Genomic DNA, 14,839 nt, shown 5'->3' with positions numbered 1-14,839 from the left:
GCATTGCGCACTGCAACGAATAGCGTGAAAAACGTCGACCCTCGGGGGCGGATACAACAGGATTATGAGATGTGGTTCGCTGACTCGACGGCTTGCGCTGCAACGCATTTGCGAGAGTCATCGAAACCCCGCCGTGGAGTCGTTCATCCATCTTCCTGATCGTGCGAACATCGACCTCGTGAACATTCTGCTTGTCTCAGGGAGCACCAGAGCGACCTCGACCAATGCTGCCGCTCTCGCGTCAATCGCCGAATCGGCTCCGCCGACGGCGACAACGACCATCTACCGCGGATTGTCGACACTTCCTGCGTTCAACCCCGACGACGACCACGATCCGCTTCCCGACGAAGTGTTCGCCCTGAGGCAGCTCATACGGGATGCCGGCATCGTGCTGTTCTGTACACCCGAGTACGCAGGCACACTGCCGGGCAGCTTCAAGAACCTGTTGGACTGGACAGTCGGTGGAACCGAGATGACCGACAAACCGGTGGCGTGGATCAACGTCGCCGCGCCGGGGCGCGGCCACGGTGCGGTGAGCACCCTGGAAACCGTATTGGGTTACGTCGGAGCGCGACTGCTCCGGTCGGCATGCATCGCCGTACCGGTCGGACGGGACGCGGTAGACGGGAAGGGCGAGATCCGGAACGAACACGTCGCGCAGTCGTTGGCACAGATCTGGAGTCAGGTGGGATGACACATTCCTCAGCTCATCTTTCACGTCGAGCTCTGCGCTTGCGCTCGCCGATATCCGGGCAGGGCCAGCAAGGCGTCGACGGTCGCCTGGCATTCCGGGACGGCGCGTTCGGCCACTGATGCGCTGTGCCGGCGAGGATCCGGCCGAACGACGGACTGCCTTCCGCCCCGGTCAGGCGGAATTCGGCGACCCAGCGTTGGTCCTGTGCGTTTCGCGGCCGTCGCCGTGTCCAAGTATGTCGATCGAGACGACGTGGAAACCGTCAGTGAGCACCGAGGAACGGGCTCGGGCCACGTGTGCCGGGTGTCCTTTCAGATCCTCGGCGCCATCGCCGAGTTCGAGCAGCGGCCGCGTTCGGGGTCGATACCCGCTATGTGGCGGCGGGAACCCATTGTGGGTCGCGTCCGGTGAGGCCGAGCAGTTGTTCGAGCAGTGGCGCGGAGTCTGGAACGGTCACCGGCGGCCCGAACAGTCCAGGTGTGCCGTGGGGGTTCTGGTCGGCCGACGACTTCGCGAACCCGTATGCGGCGCCGAGTAGTTCCGGTGTGCAGTGGAAGTTCTGGCCGGTGGCGACGGCGAGGTCCCAGCCGTGCACGACGATCTCGTCCACCGCGACCGCGCCTGCGATGTCGGCCGGTAGGTCGAGTCCACCCGCCTGGGTCATCCCGTGCCATGCCGTCTCCTCACGCCAGGCTCCGGCGAGAGCGGTGAGTCGCTGCGGGAGCCGGGTGCGCCAGTCGGTGCCGAGGCGAGCGACGTCGGCGGAGGGCGGCTGGCTGCCCCCGGCCGGCGGGGTCTTCGTCGCAGCGGCGGTGAACGCGAGTGACAGCCCGTCGATGTGGTCGAGGAGATCACCGACGGTGAGCTCCGGGCACGGTGTCGGTGCGGTGAGTTGCTCGTCGCGCACGGACTCGACGAGAGCGGCCATCACGTCGGTGGCGGGTTGGAGATCGAACATCTTCAGCACTCCTCGCGTCGGTCAGGCAGATCGGTGGAGATCCCACGTTACGACGGGCTGCAGTGATCGAGGTCGGAATCTGGGTCATCGGCGTGGGGGTCGACTTTCGGCCACCGTCCACGGCGTACTACTGGGAGGACTTGGCGATCAGTACTTCCCCTTCGAGTCCGTCGGGGTCGCGGAAGAAGATGCTCTGGACGGCGCCGAAGTCGTTGACGGTTCCGTCGCTGGCAGCCTTGTCGATCAGTCGTTGCCGAATCGTGGCGAATGCTTCGCGTGAGGCGGCCTGCAGGCCGACATGGTCGATGCGTCCCCGTCCCCACATGGGTGTTTGGCGCTCAGGCTCGGTGTTGCCTTCGATCACGAAGATGTTCAACTCGGTGTGCGGGCCGATGCGGATGATGGTCATCGTTTCTTTGCCGTCGTCGCCGTGGGTGCGTGTGGGTCCGACGTCGGCGTCGAACACATCGGCGTAGAACCGGCCCAACCGGGCGGCATCCTTCGAGATCCAGGCAATGTGGTTGACCCCATCGAGCAGCACGATGTTCTCCTGTCCTCCTGTGTGCATTGGTGAGGCCGCGCAGGACCGTGTGGGCTCGCAAATGGGCAGCTGCACGGCTAATGATTGCGGAGCTCGTCGATGAGTTCCTTCTTGTTCAGTGTCGAATAGCCCTGCAAACCCAGTTCTTTGGCACGTTTCTGGAGCTCGTCAACCGTCCAGTCCTCATACGACGGTGACTTCCCGCCCGACTTTCCGACGTTCTCGCGACCACGACTGGCCGCGGCGTTGGAGATTCGTGCCGCCTTCTCCTTGGAATCGCCCTTCTCGCGGAGTTCTTCGTACATTTCCTGGTCTTTGAGTTGGGGTTGCGAATCTTTGCGTGTGCCATCTCGTGTCCTCCCATCCAGCACAATCGACGGTGCTGCATCATCGGTGACAGGTCGTCGTCGGCGAGCTTGTGCCTTCCTCAGAAGAGTGCACACTTGCTTCGCCTACCCGTGTCAGAGGGAACCCAAACGACGGCAGAGCAATTTCGACCGGCCGAGGAAGGCTGATACGGCCGGGTTGGTTTTTGGGAAGACCGTCATCGTCGTAGATGATTGTGTCGGTGCTGTGGGCGAACCAGGGTTCGAGCGCGAGGGTCAATCAGGGCCGCACCGCGACGGCGTCCCGTGCCTGATTAATTCTTCGAGGTCAATGACCTGAGAAAGAATGCCAGATTGGCGGGGCGCTCGGCGAGACGACGCATGAAATAGCCGTACCACTGCTCACCGTAGGGCAGATAGACCCGCACGTGTTGCTGCTGCGTGACCAGACGCAACTGCTCGGTGTCCCGGATGCCGTGGAGCATTTGGATCTCGAACTCGTCGGTGGTGCGACCCGTGGCCTTCGCCTGCGCCAGTGCGGCGTCGACCATGGCCGGATCGTGGGAGGCGACCATCGGGTATCCCTGGCCGTTCATCAGGATCCGCAGGCACCGCAGGTATGCGTCGTCGACCGCGGGCTTGCCTTGGTAGGCAACAGATGCCGGTTCCTTGTATGCACCCTTGCACAACCTGATTCGCGATCCGGGCCCGGAGAGGTCCCGGCAGTCCGCTTCGGTGCGCTTGAGGTAGGCCTGCAGCACGGTGCCGAGAGTGGGAAAGTCCTCGCGGAGCTCGCCTACGATCGACAGGGTCGAGTCGGTGGTGGTGTGGTCCTCGGCGTCGACCGTGACCCAGACGCCGGCTTCTTCGGCCGCGGTGCAGATCTTGTGGGCGTTCTCGAGTGCCACGTCGTGACCGTCGCGGGGCAGGAACTGTCCGAGGGCGGACAACTTCAGGGATATCTCGATGTTGCGCGGCCCATTGCCGTTGTCGGTGGCCGGGGCCAGTTGCGCCAGCGAGGACAGCAGCGTCAGGTAATGCGAGACGGTGCCGGAAGCCTGCCCGAGGTCGGTGGTGTCTTCGCCGAGATGGTCGATGCTGATGTAGCGGCCGGAGTCGAGGATATCGGTGGTCGCGGCAATGGCCTGATCCTCGGTTTCGCCGGCGACGAACCGGTCGACGAGGTTGCGGGTCACCGGGATCTTGGTGACGGTCCGTTCCATGCGAGGGGAGCGGGCCGCGGCGAGCAGGGCGGGCCGGAGCAGATCGGAGGGTGCCATCAGATGTCCTGGTGGGGGTAGTGGTGGTTGGTGGCCGGGACGAATGTTTCCTTGATGGTGCGGGCGGAGGCCCAGCGCAGGAGGTTCTGCGGGGAGCCGGCCTTGTCGTTGGTGCCCGACGCACGGGCTCCGCCGAAGGGTTGCTGTCCGACGACGGCGCCGGTGGGTTTGTCGTTGATGTAGAAGTTGCCGGCGGCGAATCGCAGGTCGTCGGTGGCCTTCGCGATTGCGGTGCGGTCGTCGGCGATGATCGACCCGGTCAGCGCGTACGCGGACCCCGTGTCGACCAGGTCGAGGACCTTCTCGAACGATCCGGCGGCGGAGTCGTCGTAGACGTGGACGGACAGGATCGGTCCGAAGTACTCGGTGCGGAAGGCCTCGTCGGTGGGGTCGTCACCGAGCAGGACGGTGGGGTCGACGAAGTAGCCGATGCTGTCGTCGACGTGGCCGCCGGCGGCGATGGTGAGGCTGGGGGTGGCCTTGGCGCGGGCGATGGCGTCGGCGTTGCGGTCGAAGGCCCGCTGGTCGATGACGGCGCCACCGAAGTTCGAGAAGTCGGTGACATCGCCGTATTTCAGCGTCGACGCCTTCTCGATGAAGTCGTTGCCCATCTTCGCCCACACGGACTTCGGGACGAACGCGCGGGAGGCCGCGGAGCACTTCTGGCCCTGGTAGTCGAACGCGCCACGGAGCAGGGCGGTGGTGAGGGTGTCGGGGTTCGCGGAGCTGTGGGCGAGGACGAAGTCCTTTCCGCCAGTTTCGCCGACCAGTCGCGGGTAGCTGTTGTAGTTCGAGATGTTGTTGCCGACCTGGCGCCACAGGTGCTGGAACGTGGCGGTGGACCCGGTGAAGTGGATTCCGGCCAGGCGCGGGTCGGCGAGAACGACGTCGGAGACCTCGGCGCCGGCGCCGTTGACGAGGTTGATCACGCCGGGCGGCAGGCCTGCGGCCTCGAGCAGCTTCATCGTCCAGTACGCGGCGACGGCCTGGGTCTGCGACGGCTTCCACACCACGGTGTTGCCCATCAGGGCGGGTGCGGTGGGCAGGTTGCCGGCGATGGCGGTGAAGTTGAACGGGGTGATGGCGTAGACGAAGCCCTCGAGGGAGCGGTATTCGAGCTTGTTCCACACGCCGGGGGAGGAGATCGGCTGGTCGGCGAGGATCTGCCGGGCGAACTGGACGTTGAACCGCCAGAAGTCGATCAGTTCGCACGGGGTGTCGATCTCGGCCTGGTACGCGGTCTTGGACTGGCCGAGCATCGTTGCGGCGGCGAGGGTTTCACGCCACGGTCCGGACAGCAGGTCGGCCGCGCGCAGGAACACCGCGGCGCGGTCCTCGAACGACAGCGCCCGCCAGCCCGGGGCGGCGGCGGTGGCGGCGGTGACGGCGTCCTGGATGTCCTGGGCGCCGGCATTGGTGAAGGTGCCCAGGACCGCGGCGTGCCGGTGCGGTTGCACGACGTCGATCGCGGGGCCGTTGCCGCGCCGGTGCGCACCGCCGATGACGTTGTGGATCTCGGTGGGATTCGAACCCAGCTCGGCCAGCTTCGCCTGCAGGCGGGCACGCTCGGCGCTGCCCGGTGCGAAGGAGCCCACCGGCTCGTTGATCGGCTGGGGGGTGGTGGTGACGGCGTCCATGGAACCTCCTACGGGGGTGTGGCGGCGAAGGGACCGCCGCTCGAACTAGACGTAGTCAACACCGGAACAGGGCTCAAATAATGAGCCAGGAGAACAAGAAATGGTTCTGACGGTTGTACTGTTGGCTAAACCTGTTCTCCCCTTTCGGACGGAGCGATGTCGGTGTCTCCCGGAAATCGAAACCCGGCCGCGGCAGCCGCGGCGCCCGTTACCTCTGTCGAAACCATCACGCTGCGTGAGCTTCTCCGTGCTCTCGACACCGCGGTCGTCGAGCTGATCGACGCTCCCGCGGGCGATGACGTCCTCATCGCATCGGTGGCGCTCGTCGACAGCTCCGACCTGACGGTCGAAACCGAATCGCAATCTCCGATGCAGGATTTGTATCTCCATGTGGGGGTTGCCGACGCCGACGCCGTGCGCTGGTTCGACGACGTCTCCGGTCGTGCGCGCGAGCACCGGCCGCATGCGGTGATGTCGAAGACGGCGCACGAGTCGCGCGCAGTGCAAGCGGCGGCGCGCCGTGCCGGCGTCGCCCTCGTAGCGGTGCACCCGAAGGCCCGATGGGATCACGTGTTCCCGCTGGTCCAGCGCATGCTCGACCGCTCTCGCCGCGGGCGTGGCGCGCCGGCAGACCCGGATCTGCTCGCCACGGACACCGACCTGTTCGGCCTCGCGCAGATCGTCGCGCAGAATGCCGGAGGGATGGTCTCGATCGAGGACGCCCAGTCGAAGGTGCTCGCATACTCTGCGTCCGACGAAGCAGCGGACGAACTGCGAGCCTTGTCGATCCTCGGCCGCGAGGGCCCGCGCGACTACCTGCGGACACTGCAGAAGTGGGGAGTATTCGACCGGCTCCGTGAAAGCGACGAGGTCATCGACGTGCCCGCGCACGAGGAACTCGCCACCAAGCGACGCCTGGTGGTCAGCATCCGCCAGTCCACCGAGGACACCTCGACCGCACCACGGCTTCTCGGTTCGATCTGGGTGCAACAGGGCGACGCACCGTTCAACCCCGATGCGGTGGACGTGTTGCGCGGCGCTTCGGCGATCGCAGCCCGGATCATCTCGCGAAGTCTCAACGCCCCCTCCACCGAGGGGCTGCTGGTCCAGCGGTTGTTCGGTGCGCGTGGTGGGGGCGTCGACGTTCCCTCCGTGGCCAGCGCCCTGAACTTGCCGATGACCGGCGCGGCCGCTGTCGTGGGCTTCGCGCCGACCGGCTCGGAGAGCTCGACGGCCACCGGCGAGTTCGCCGGAATGGGCAGCATGCTCCGCCTGCACGCGAGCTCGTTCAGCCGCCATTCGGTCGCCACCGTGATCGGTGATCGCGCCTATGTGCTCCTTCCCCGCTACAAGTCCGCTGCAGGGGTCACCGCGTGGACGCGGCAGCTCGTCGACCAGTTCGAGGCCAAGCGGTCGATCGTGCTGCGGGCCGCCATCGCCGTTCCGGTTCCCGATCTCGCGCAGGTGGCCGCGGCGCGGATCGAGGTCGACAGGGTCCTCGACGGCACTGCCGCGACGTTCCCGGAGGGGCGGGTGACCACCCTCGCCGAATCCCGCACCGCGGTGCTGCTCGGGGAGATCCTCGACCTCGTCGGCGAACACCCGGAACTGCACGATCCGCGCGTCGATGCGCTGTACGAGTACGACCGCAAGCATGGTTCCAACCTGTGCGAGAGCGCCGAGACCTACCTCGCCGAGCACGGGGACGTTCGTAATGCCGCCGCCGTACTGAGCGTGCATCCCAACACGCTGCGGTACCGGATCCGCCGAGTGGAAGAGATCATCGGGATCGGTCTGCAGGACGCCGCCGACCGGCTGCTGTTCGAACTGCAACTTGCCGTGCACCGGCGCGCGACGCCGGAGAAGCCGCTGCAGGGTTGATGCGTTGGTCAGGAGATGACGGCGGACCAGATCTCGTCGACGGAGAGGCCGGAGTCGTCGCTGAGAACAGCTTGGGCGACAAGGAGTTTCCCGGTGTTGACCAGATGAACGCGCATGGCGGCTTCGGCTCCGTCGGGGTCCCCGGTGATGATGGCATCGATGATGGGCGCATGCTCGTCGTCGATGTCGGTGAGTGTTCTGGTCTTGTCGGCGGTGTTGGCCCCGAGTAGCCGGGTGGTCTCGCGAAGGGTCTTGACGATCGCGCGGGCTCGGGCGTTGTCGGCGGCGTCGAGAATTAGGTCGTGAAGCCCGAGATCATGATGGGCGAACTCGTGTTCGTCGCCGCCGGCGGCGGCGTCCTGCATCAGGCGTCGTTGCCGCTGCAGTGCATCCGAGAGCGTGGGGTCGGCGACGGCTGCGGCCTTGCGGACCGCGGGTAGTTCCAGGGCCAACCGGACTGCGAAGATCTCCGCGATCTCCTTCGGCTGGGGGAGGAGAATGCGGAAGCCCTGGCGTGCTTCGAACTTGATGACTCCCACTTCTTCCAGGCGCAGTAGAGCGTCCCGCACCGGGGTTCGGGAGATGCCCAGACCCTCGGCGAGTTGGTAGACCGAGTACTTCACTCCCGGTTTCATGCGGCCGTCGTCGATGGCCGCCCGCACCGCCGCGATCGCCTGCTCCATCCGTCGTCCCGCGAACGGGGTGAGCGGTTCGAGTTCGAGCGCTTCGTCTGCCACCCGATCACTGTAACAACATGGGGCTGTTCGTAGCATGCTAGAGGTTGTAGCATGCTACGAATGATCTCCGCTGAATCACTGGCCGCTGAGCTGCGCAGTTCGGGAGTGAGCGACGTTCTCTCCGACGGCACCACCCGCGCTGCCTATTCGTCCGATGCGTCCCTGTACCGGGTGCGACCGCTGGTCGTTGCGCGGCCGCGCCATGCCGACGAGGTCGCTGCCGCCCTCGCGGTGTGCCGCCGAGAGGGCGTGCCGCTGACCTCTCGCGGTGGCGGCACGTCCGTTGCGGGTAACGCCGTCGGGACGGGACTGATTCTCGACTTCAGCCGGCACATGAACCGGGTGCTCTCGATCGACGGGGACGCACAGACCGCCACCGTCGAGCCGGGCACGATTCAGACGGTGCTGCAGCAGGCCGTCGCACCGCACGGCCTGCGATTCGGGCCCGACCCATCGACGTTCACCCGCTGCACCATCGGCGGCATGATCGGAAACAATGCCTGCGGCTCACGCACGCTCGGATACGGCCGGACCTCGGACAATGTGAAGGGCTTGCACGTTCTGACCGGAACGGGGGAGTCGTTGCAACTGGGTTCGGCCGGTGAGGTGACAGCCTCCCCGGCGCTGAGTGCACTACAGCAGGTCACCCGCGCCGGTTTGGCGACCATCCGCACCGAGTTCGGACAATTCGGCCGTCAGGTATCCGGATACGCCCTCGAACACCTGCTGCCGGAGAATCGGTTCGACGTGACTCGCATGCTGGTCGGCACGGAGGGCACCCTCGCGGTGGCAACCCGCGCGACAGTCCGCTTGGTGTCCGAGCCCGCCCACCGCGTCCTGGTCGTGCTGGGGTACGCCGACATCGCGTCGGCGGGTGACGCGACCCCGCTGGTGCTGAAGTTCGATCCGACCGCCTGCGAGGGTATCGATTCCCGGATCGTCGAGGTGGTGCGTGAGCGCCGCGGCCCGGATGCGGTTCCGCCGTTGCCCGCGGGGGCGGCCTGGTTGTTCGTCGAGGTCGTCGGCGACGACCTCGACGAGACCATCGCCAGGGCCCGGCAGGTCGGACGCGACTGCGGAGCCGGGGACAGCCTCGTGGTCACCGACGAGGGCCGCACCGCCCAGCTGTGGCGGATCCGCGCCGATGGTGCCGGACTCGCCGGCCGCAGTCCTGCCGGCCTTCCCGCACACGCGGGATGGGAGGACGCGGCCGTGCCACCGGCCATGCTGGGCAACTACCTACGCGACTTCGACGCCCTGATGGACGAATTCGACGTCACCGGACTGCCGTACGGGCACTTCGGTGACGGCTGTATGCACGTGCGCATAGATTGGCCGCTCGACAAGCCCGGCGGCGACGGCATCTTCCGGGACTTCCTGATCGCGGCCAGCACACTCGTTGCCGGCTACGGCGGATCCCTGTCCGGTGAGCACGGGGACGGCCGCGCCCGCAGCGAACTCCTGCCGCTGATGTACTCACCGGACGCGATGAACCTCTTTGCTGCCGTCAAGCACGTCTTCGACCCGGACAACATCCTCAACCCCGGTGTTGTGGTCGACCCGCGCCCGGTCGACGCGGACCTGCGCATTCCCGCAGCCCCACTCCTGCGCCGCAACCTGGCCCTGGCCTACCACCACGACGACGGAGATTTCACCCAGGCGGTGCACCGCTGCACCGGCGTCGGAAAATGCCGGGCCGACAACACCGCCACCGGGGGAGTGATGTGCCCGTCGTATCAGGCGACCCGCGAGGAGAAGGACTCCACCCGCGGCCGTGCGCGCGTGCTCCAGGAGATGATCAACGGCACCGACATCGACGGTGGCTGGCGCTCGCCCGAGGTGCACGACGCCCTCGACCTGTGTCTGTCCTGCAAGGGCTGCTCCTCGGACTGCCCGACCGGTGTCGACATGGCCGCGTTCAAATCCGAAGTGCTGCACCAGAGCTACAAGGGCCGCATCCGCCCCGCCTCGCACTACTCGCTGGGATGGCTTCCGCGCTGGGCGAAGATCGCCGGCCACGCACCCGGTCTGGTCAACGCCACGATGCGGGTTCCCGGCATCGGACCGCTGGCGTTGTCGTCGGCTGGGGTGGACAAGCGCCGCACCATCCCACCGTTCGCGAAGCAGACGTTCCGGTCCTGGTTCAAGACCACGGAGCACGACCGCGCCACCACCGGTGACCCGGTGCTGCTGTTCGTGGACTCGTTCACCAACTACTTCACCCCCGAGGTCGGACACGCCACGGTGCGGGTTCTCGAGGCCGCCGGCTACCGGCCGCAATTGACCGACAAGCAGCAGTGCTGCGGGCTCACCTGGATCTCCACCGGGCAGCTCACCGCGGCGAAGAAGATCCTCGGCCGCACCGTGGACGCACTGGCCGGTAGCGCCGCGGCCGGAATTCCGATCGTCGGAATGGAGCCGTCCTGCACGGGTGTGCTGCGCTCGGACGCCGCGGAACTGCTCGGTAGGTCGGCGGCCGAACCGGTCGCCGACGCAACCCGCACCCTCGCGGAACTGTTGACGGACCGAGGGTGGGAACCGCCGTCTCTCGAAGGCAAGTCCGTTGTCGCGCAGCCGCACTGCCACCATCATTCGGTGATGGGGTGGAGTCCGGACGCGCAGCTTCTGGAGAGGGCCGGTGCACAGGTTCAGCGGCTGGGCGGATGCTGCGGGTTGGCCGGCAACTTCGGGGTGGAGAAGGGGCATTACGAAGTGTCGGTGGCGGTCGCCGAGCAGCAGCTCCTGCCCGCCGTGGCCGGGGCGGATGCGGACACCACGATCCTGGCCGACGGTTACTCCTGCCGGACCCAGTTGTCGGATCTGACCGATCGCCGCGGTGACCACTTGGCGCAATTGCTCGCCGCGCAGCTCGACGCCGATGCTGCGCGAAGACAGGACTGACGCTCGGTGGTCCCTCCGACGATGAACTTCGAGAGGGGTGCTCCCGCACAGCATGTGCGGGAGCACCCCTCTCGGGTCTTACTTCGAGGCGGGCCTGGTGATCGGCCCGGGAGCGGGAGCGGAGATGTTGTTCGCGAGCGGGCTCTGCGGGTTGATGCGCCGGCGAAGCCGGTAGGCGATCAACGTCGCGATGAGGGCTCCGACGCTCAGGGAGATCTGCGAGCGGGACGATTCGACGTAGAACATCGACACCAGCACGGCGAGGATGCCGCCGGCGGCGAGGATCGACAGGTAGGGGAACAGCCACATCTTCAGGCGGAGTTGCGCGACCTCTTCGCGGGTCATCAGGCCGCGCAGTTTGATCTGCGACATCGCGATCATGAGGTAGACCATCAGGATGGTGGCGCCGGATGCGTTGAGCAGGAAGGCGAAGACGGTGTCGGGGGAGAGGTAGTCGAGGCCGATGCAGGCGAAGCCGACGAGGGTGGCAAGGAGCAGCGAGTTGCGGGGGACGCCGTGCTTGTCCAGCTTTGCGATGCTCTGTGGCGCATCGCCTTTGTGCGCGAGGGTGAAGAGCATCCGCGAGGAGGTGTAGAGGCCGGAGTTCAGGCAGGAGAGTACGGCGACGAGCACCACGGCGTTCATGATGTCGGGTCCGCCGGGGATGCCCATGTGGGTGAGGGCGTCGACGAACGGCGACTGGCCGACCTCGACGTCGGTCCAGGGGACGATGATGGCGAGCAGCAGCACGGAGCCGATGTAGAAGAACCCGATGCGGGCGATCACGGAGTTGGTGGCCTTGGCGACGGCCTTTTCCGGCTCGGCGGATTCGGCGGCGGCGATGGTGGCGATTTCGGGGCCGACCATGGAGAAGACGGCGACGACGACGCCGGAGAGAATGACGGTCCAGCCGTTGGGGGTGAAGCCGCCGTGATCGGTGAGGTTGGAGAAATCGGCGGAATGGCTGGGCCACAGCCCGAAGACGTAGGCGGCACCGAGGGCGAGGAACAGCAGGATCGCGGCGACCTTGATTCCTGCGAACCAGTATTCGAACTCGCCGAAGTTGCGGACCGAGCGGAGGTTCGTGGCGACCATGGCCAACAGCAGGACGACCGCCATCACCCAGGAGGGCAGGTCGATCCAGCGCTGCAGCAGTTTGCCGCCGATGACGGCTTCGGCGCCGACCGCGACGACCCAGAAGAACCAGTACAGCCAGCCGGTCGTGAAGCCGGCCCACCCCCCGAAGGCCTTGCGCGCATAGCCGGCGAACGACCCGGTCGACGGGTTGGTGGTGGCCATTTCGCCGAGCATGCGCATCACGAGGACGATGACGACACCGGTGATGGCGTAGGACACGAATGCGGCGGGGCCGGAGGTGTGTAGCAGGGCGCTCGAGCCCACGAAGAGGCCGGCGCCGATGACACCCCCGATCGCGATCATGGTGAGGTGTCGTTGTTTCAGAGACTTCTGCAACGTCTCGGGCGGTTGTTCGAGAGTGGACATCAAACGCTCCAAAGGTCGAGTCGGACACGAGATCGAAAGCGCGAACTGTGCCCCGGTGGTCGCAGGCGTGATCGGACGCCGCGATACCGTGACGGGCCGAGGACGGAAATGCCGTCCAGGGCCCGGCGAGATGGCGAACTTCCGTTCGTGTGTGATCAACGTAACGGCCCACCACGTAGCATGCTAGGGACATGTGCCAGAACTTTCCGCCCCGTCAGTCAGACACATGTATGGCCGACTCCGAATGATCGCCATAGTTATCGCTCACGAAATACGCTGTTCACGGAGATGGTGAAGTGAATCTCGATGAAGTGGTCACCGAGGTGGCCGAACGCCTGTCAGCATCGGTCGTCCTGGTCGACCGGGCCTTTTCGCTGATCGCCTACAGCACCCAGTCGCCGGACGTCGACAAGGATCGGGTGCAGTCGATCCTCACGCGCAGTTGCCCGCCGGAGGCTCGCGCGTGGTACGAAAGCTTCGGGATTGCTGATACCACGCGCCCGGTGATCACGCCAGAGAATCCGGATATCGAAGCGTCGCCGCGGATCTGTCTTCCGGCTCGCTACGCAGGCGCGGCGTACGGATATCTGTTCGTCCTGCCGGATGAGAACAGCGCCGTGTCCGACGGCGATCTCACCCCCGCAATGTCCCTGGCCGGCCGGGCCGGGGCGCAACTCGCACACACCGCCCGGGGCCGTGACGATATGGCGGTCGCCGTCGCAGACCTCCTCGAAGGCGACCGAAAGGCCTTCGCCCGTGCGATTACTCGCATCGAAGACTCCGGGCTCTTTCCGGACGGCGGCGCGTTGACCGTGCTGGCCGTCGACGGTCTCCTGCCCGCCCCCGGCACACGCACTCTGCTGGCACCGATCGGATCCCTGACCGCGGTCATGGTTCCCGCCGTCGACGGCGCCGTAGACCCCGTTCGGTCCATTGCCGAAAGCGGTGCGGGTGCCGGAGCCCTGGTCGGGGTGGGGGGTTCGTACCAGGGGTTGCGAGCTGCCCGCCGAAGCTGGCAGCAAGCCAAACTCGGCGTCCGGGTCGCCCGGCACGACGGATCGATGGGACCGATCGCGTACTGGGAGGAACTCGGCGTCTACCGGCTGTCCTCGTGCGGGCCCACCGGCGTCGTCGCCGATGCAGTCCTCACCCCGTCCGTGCGGGCCCTGCTCGACCACCGCAACGTCGACCTGCTCGTCACCGCGCAGACTTACCTGGACCAGGCCGGTGACACCGGCGCAACAGCCGGTGTCCTCGGCATTCACCGTCAGACGCTGTACTACCGCCTCGCGAAGATCGAGGAAATCACGGGCCTCGATCTCTCGGTGGGTGCGCAGCGCCTCGAGTTGCATGTCGGCCTCACCCTCGGGCGCTTCATCTTCGAGCACCTCGGCACCGAGGAGGGCCGCAACGGCGAGCAGACCTGACTGCTGTGTCCGATCAGGCGATCAGATCTTCTCGGCCGCCGTCGACGCCGGGTCGACCGCGGCGCGAACGATGTCGGTGATGGCCCGCACCGTAGGCCTGGTCTCCGAGCCGGCGAGGCGTATGAGGACGATCCGCCGACCGATCTCCTGCTCGAGGTCGACCCGGATGATCGGCACCGAACTGTTGAGCCTGATCATCATGTCGGTGACCGGAGCGGCCCCCAGCCCCTTCCCGGCCAGTGCCAGAGATACCGCGGTATCGACGATTTCGTGCCGCACGATCGGCTCGAAACCCTCCTGCCGGCAGGCGATGCGGACAGCGCGACCGAACTGAGTCTCCGCAGGCGGCAGAATCCAGTTCCACTCCGCGGCCTCGCGCAGATCGATGGTCCCTTCGGTGCGGATGCCGTAGGCGCCAGAGGAGACGGCGAGCCCGAATCGCTCGCTGCGCAGGGTGATCATCTCGATATCCGGTGTGCGGGGCATCGGTGAATTGGGGTAGTCCAACCCGAAGGCGACGTCGACCTGACCGCGTTGGACCGCGGTGGCGGCCTCGTCGACGTCGAGTTCCCGGCTGCTCAGGGCGAGATGCGGGTATTTGCGCTGCGCTGCGGCGACCACCGGTGGCAACAACGCCGCAGCGGTACTACCGAAGGTGCCGAGAAGAAGGGGCGCAGCGACGTCGTCGTGCACCGCGCGCAGCGCGTCGAGGGCACTCTGTTCCGCGCTCAAGATCTTCACCGCATGCTCGGCCAGGACGGTGCCGGAATCGGTGAGCACGACATTGCGACCCACCCTGGTGACGAGCCGGGAGCCGACGGCTTTCTCCAAGGCTGCGATCTGCTGCGATACGGCGCCCGCGGTGTACCCGAGTTCCTCGGCGACCGCGACCATCGTTCCGCGCCGGGCCAGCTCTCGAAGTGCGACGAGGTGCGCCAAGCTCATATTCATATA

12 protein-coding genes are annotated in these 14,839 nt (G+C 66.4%); 4 read left to right on the top strand and 8 right to left on the bottom strand.

All coding sequences use genetic code 11. The features are described from left to right. The first annotated feature begins 178 nt into the window (after positions 1–178). Positions 179–694: an NADPH-dependent FMN reductase gene (locus tag DTA22_RS01870; protein WP_218027693.1), complete on the top strand. Its 516-nt coding sequence runs from the start codon at positions 179–181 to the stop codon at positions 692–694. Between the two features lie 370 nt (positions 695–1,064). Here DTA22_RS01870 and DTA22_RS01865 read toward each other — a convergent pair whose 3' ends face one another. The 5 genes from DTA22_RS01865 to pruA form a co-directional block, all read right to left on the bottom strand. Then, positions 1,065–1,652 (bottom strand): TIGR03086 family metal-binding protein, encoded by a 588-nt coding sequence (locus DTA22_RS01865; RefSeq protein ID WP_037239144.1) that lies wholly within the window; start codon positions 1,650–1,652, stop codon positions 1,065–1,067. Positions 1,653–1,779: 127 nt separating this feature from the next. Beyond that, positions 1,780–2,193, bottom strand: coding sequence for a VOC family protein (locus tag DTA22_RS01860; protein ID WP_112298844.1), 414 nt, complete (start codon positions 2,191–2,193; stop codon positions 1,780–1,782). 77 nt (positions 2,194–2,270) lie between these two features. Beyond that, a complete protein-coding gene (locus DTA22_RS01855) occupies positions 2,271–2,498 on the bottom strand; it encodes a DUF7218 family protein (protein ID WP_112298338.1) in 228 nt (75 codons plus the stop codon). Positions 2,499–2,833: 335 nt separating this feature from the next. Continuing rightward, positions 2,834–3,799: a proline dehydrogenase family protein gene (locus DTA22_RS01850; RefSeq protein ID WP_112298337.1), complete on the bottom strand. Its 966-nt coding sequence runs from the start codon at positions 3,797–3,799 to the stop codon at positions 2,834–2,836. Further along, positions 3,799–5,436 carry an L-glutamate gamma-semialdehyde dehydrogenase gene (gene pruA / locus DTA22_RS01845; protein ID WP_112298336.1) on the bottom strand — a complete coding sequence of 546 codons (1,638 nt, stop codon included), beginning with the start codon at positions 5,434–5,436 and terminating at the stop codon, positions 3,799–3,801. The genes DTA22_RS01850 and pruA overlap by 1 nt, the downstream gene beginning before the upstream one ends. 156 nt (positions 5,437–5,592) lie before the next feature. Between pruA and DTA22_RS01840 the strand changes: the two genes are divergently transcribed. After that, positions 5,593–7,317, top strand: a complete 1,725-nt coding sequence (locus DTA22_RS01840; RefSeq protein ID WP_037239347.1) for a PucR family transcriptional regulator — start codon at positions 5,593–5,595, stop codon at positions 7,315–7,317. An 8-nt stretch (positions 7,318–7,325) separates the two neighbouring features. Here DTA22_RS01840 and DTA22_RS01835 read toward each other — a convergent pair whose 3' ends face one another. Further along, on the bottom strand, positions 7,326–8,054 hold the full coding sequence (locus tag DTA22_RS01835; RefSeq protein WP_037239349.1) for a GntR family transcriptional regulator: 729 nt from the start codon (positions 8,052–8,054) through the stop codon (positions 7,326–7,328). Positions 8,055–8,105: 51 nt separating this feature from the next. Between DTA22_RS01835 and DTA22_RS01830 the strand changes: the two genes are divergently transcribed. After that, positions 8,106–10,955, top strand: coding sequence for an FAD-binding and (Fe-S)-binding domain-containing protein (locus DTA22_RS01830; protein WP_112298335.1), 2,850 nt, complete (start codon positions 8,106–8,108; stop codon positions 10,953–10,955). A gap of 78 nt (positions 10,956–11,033) precedes the next feature. On the opposite strand, the gene DTA22_RS01825 is transcribed toward DTA22_RS01830, so the two are convergent. Beyond that, positions 11,034–12,458 (bottom strand): amino acid permease, encoded by a 1,425-nt coding sequence (locus DTA22_RS01825; protein ID WP_037239356.1) that lies wholly within the window; start codon positions 12,456–12,458, stop codon positions 11,034–11,036. A 296-nt stretch (positions 12,459–12,754) separates the two neighbouring features. Between DTA22_RS01825 and DTA22_RS01820 the strand changes: the two genes are divergently transcribed. Continuing rightward, positions 12,755–13,885, top strand: coding sequence for a PucR family transcriptional regulator (locus tag DTA22_RS01820; RefSeq protein ID WP_112298334.1), 1,131 nt, complete (start codon positions 12,755–12,757; stop codon positions 13,883–13,885). A 21-nt stretch (positions 13,886–13,906) separates the two neighbouring features. Here the strand turns inward: DTA22_RS01820 and DTA22_RS01815 are convergent, their stop codons facing one another. After that, positions 13,907–14,836 carry a LysR family transcriptional regulator gene (locus tag DTA22_RS01815; RefSeq protein WP_112298333.1) on the bottom strand — a complete coding sequence of 310 codons (930 nt, stop codon included), beginning with the start codon at positions 14,834–14,836 and terminating at the stop codon, positions 13,907–13,909. Positions 14,837–14,839: the final 3 nt, after the last annotated feature.

The organism is Rhodococcus wratislaviensis, from assembly GCF_900455735.1.
GTDB classification, from domain to species: domain Bacteria; phylum Actinomycetota; class Actinomycetes; order Mycobacteriales; family Mycobacteriaceae; genus Rhodococcus_F; species Rhodococcus_F wratislaviensis.
Note: the sequence above shows the minus strand (reverse complement) of the source record. Positions and strands in the feature narration are given on the sequence as shown.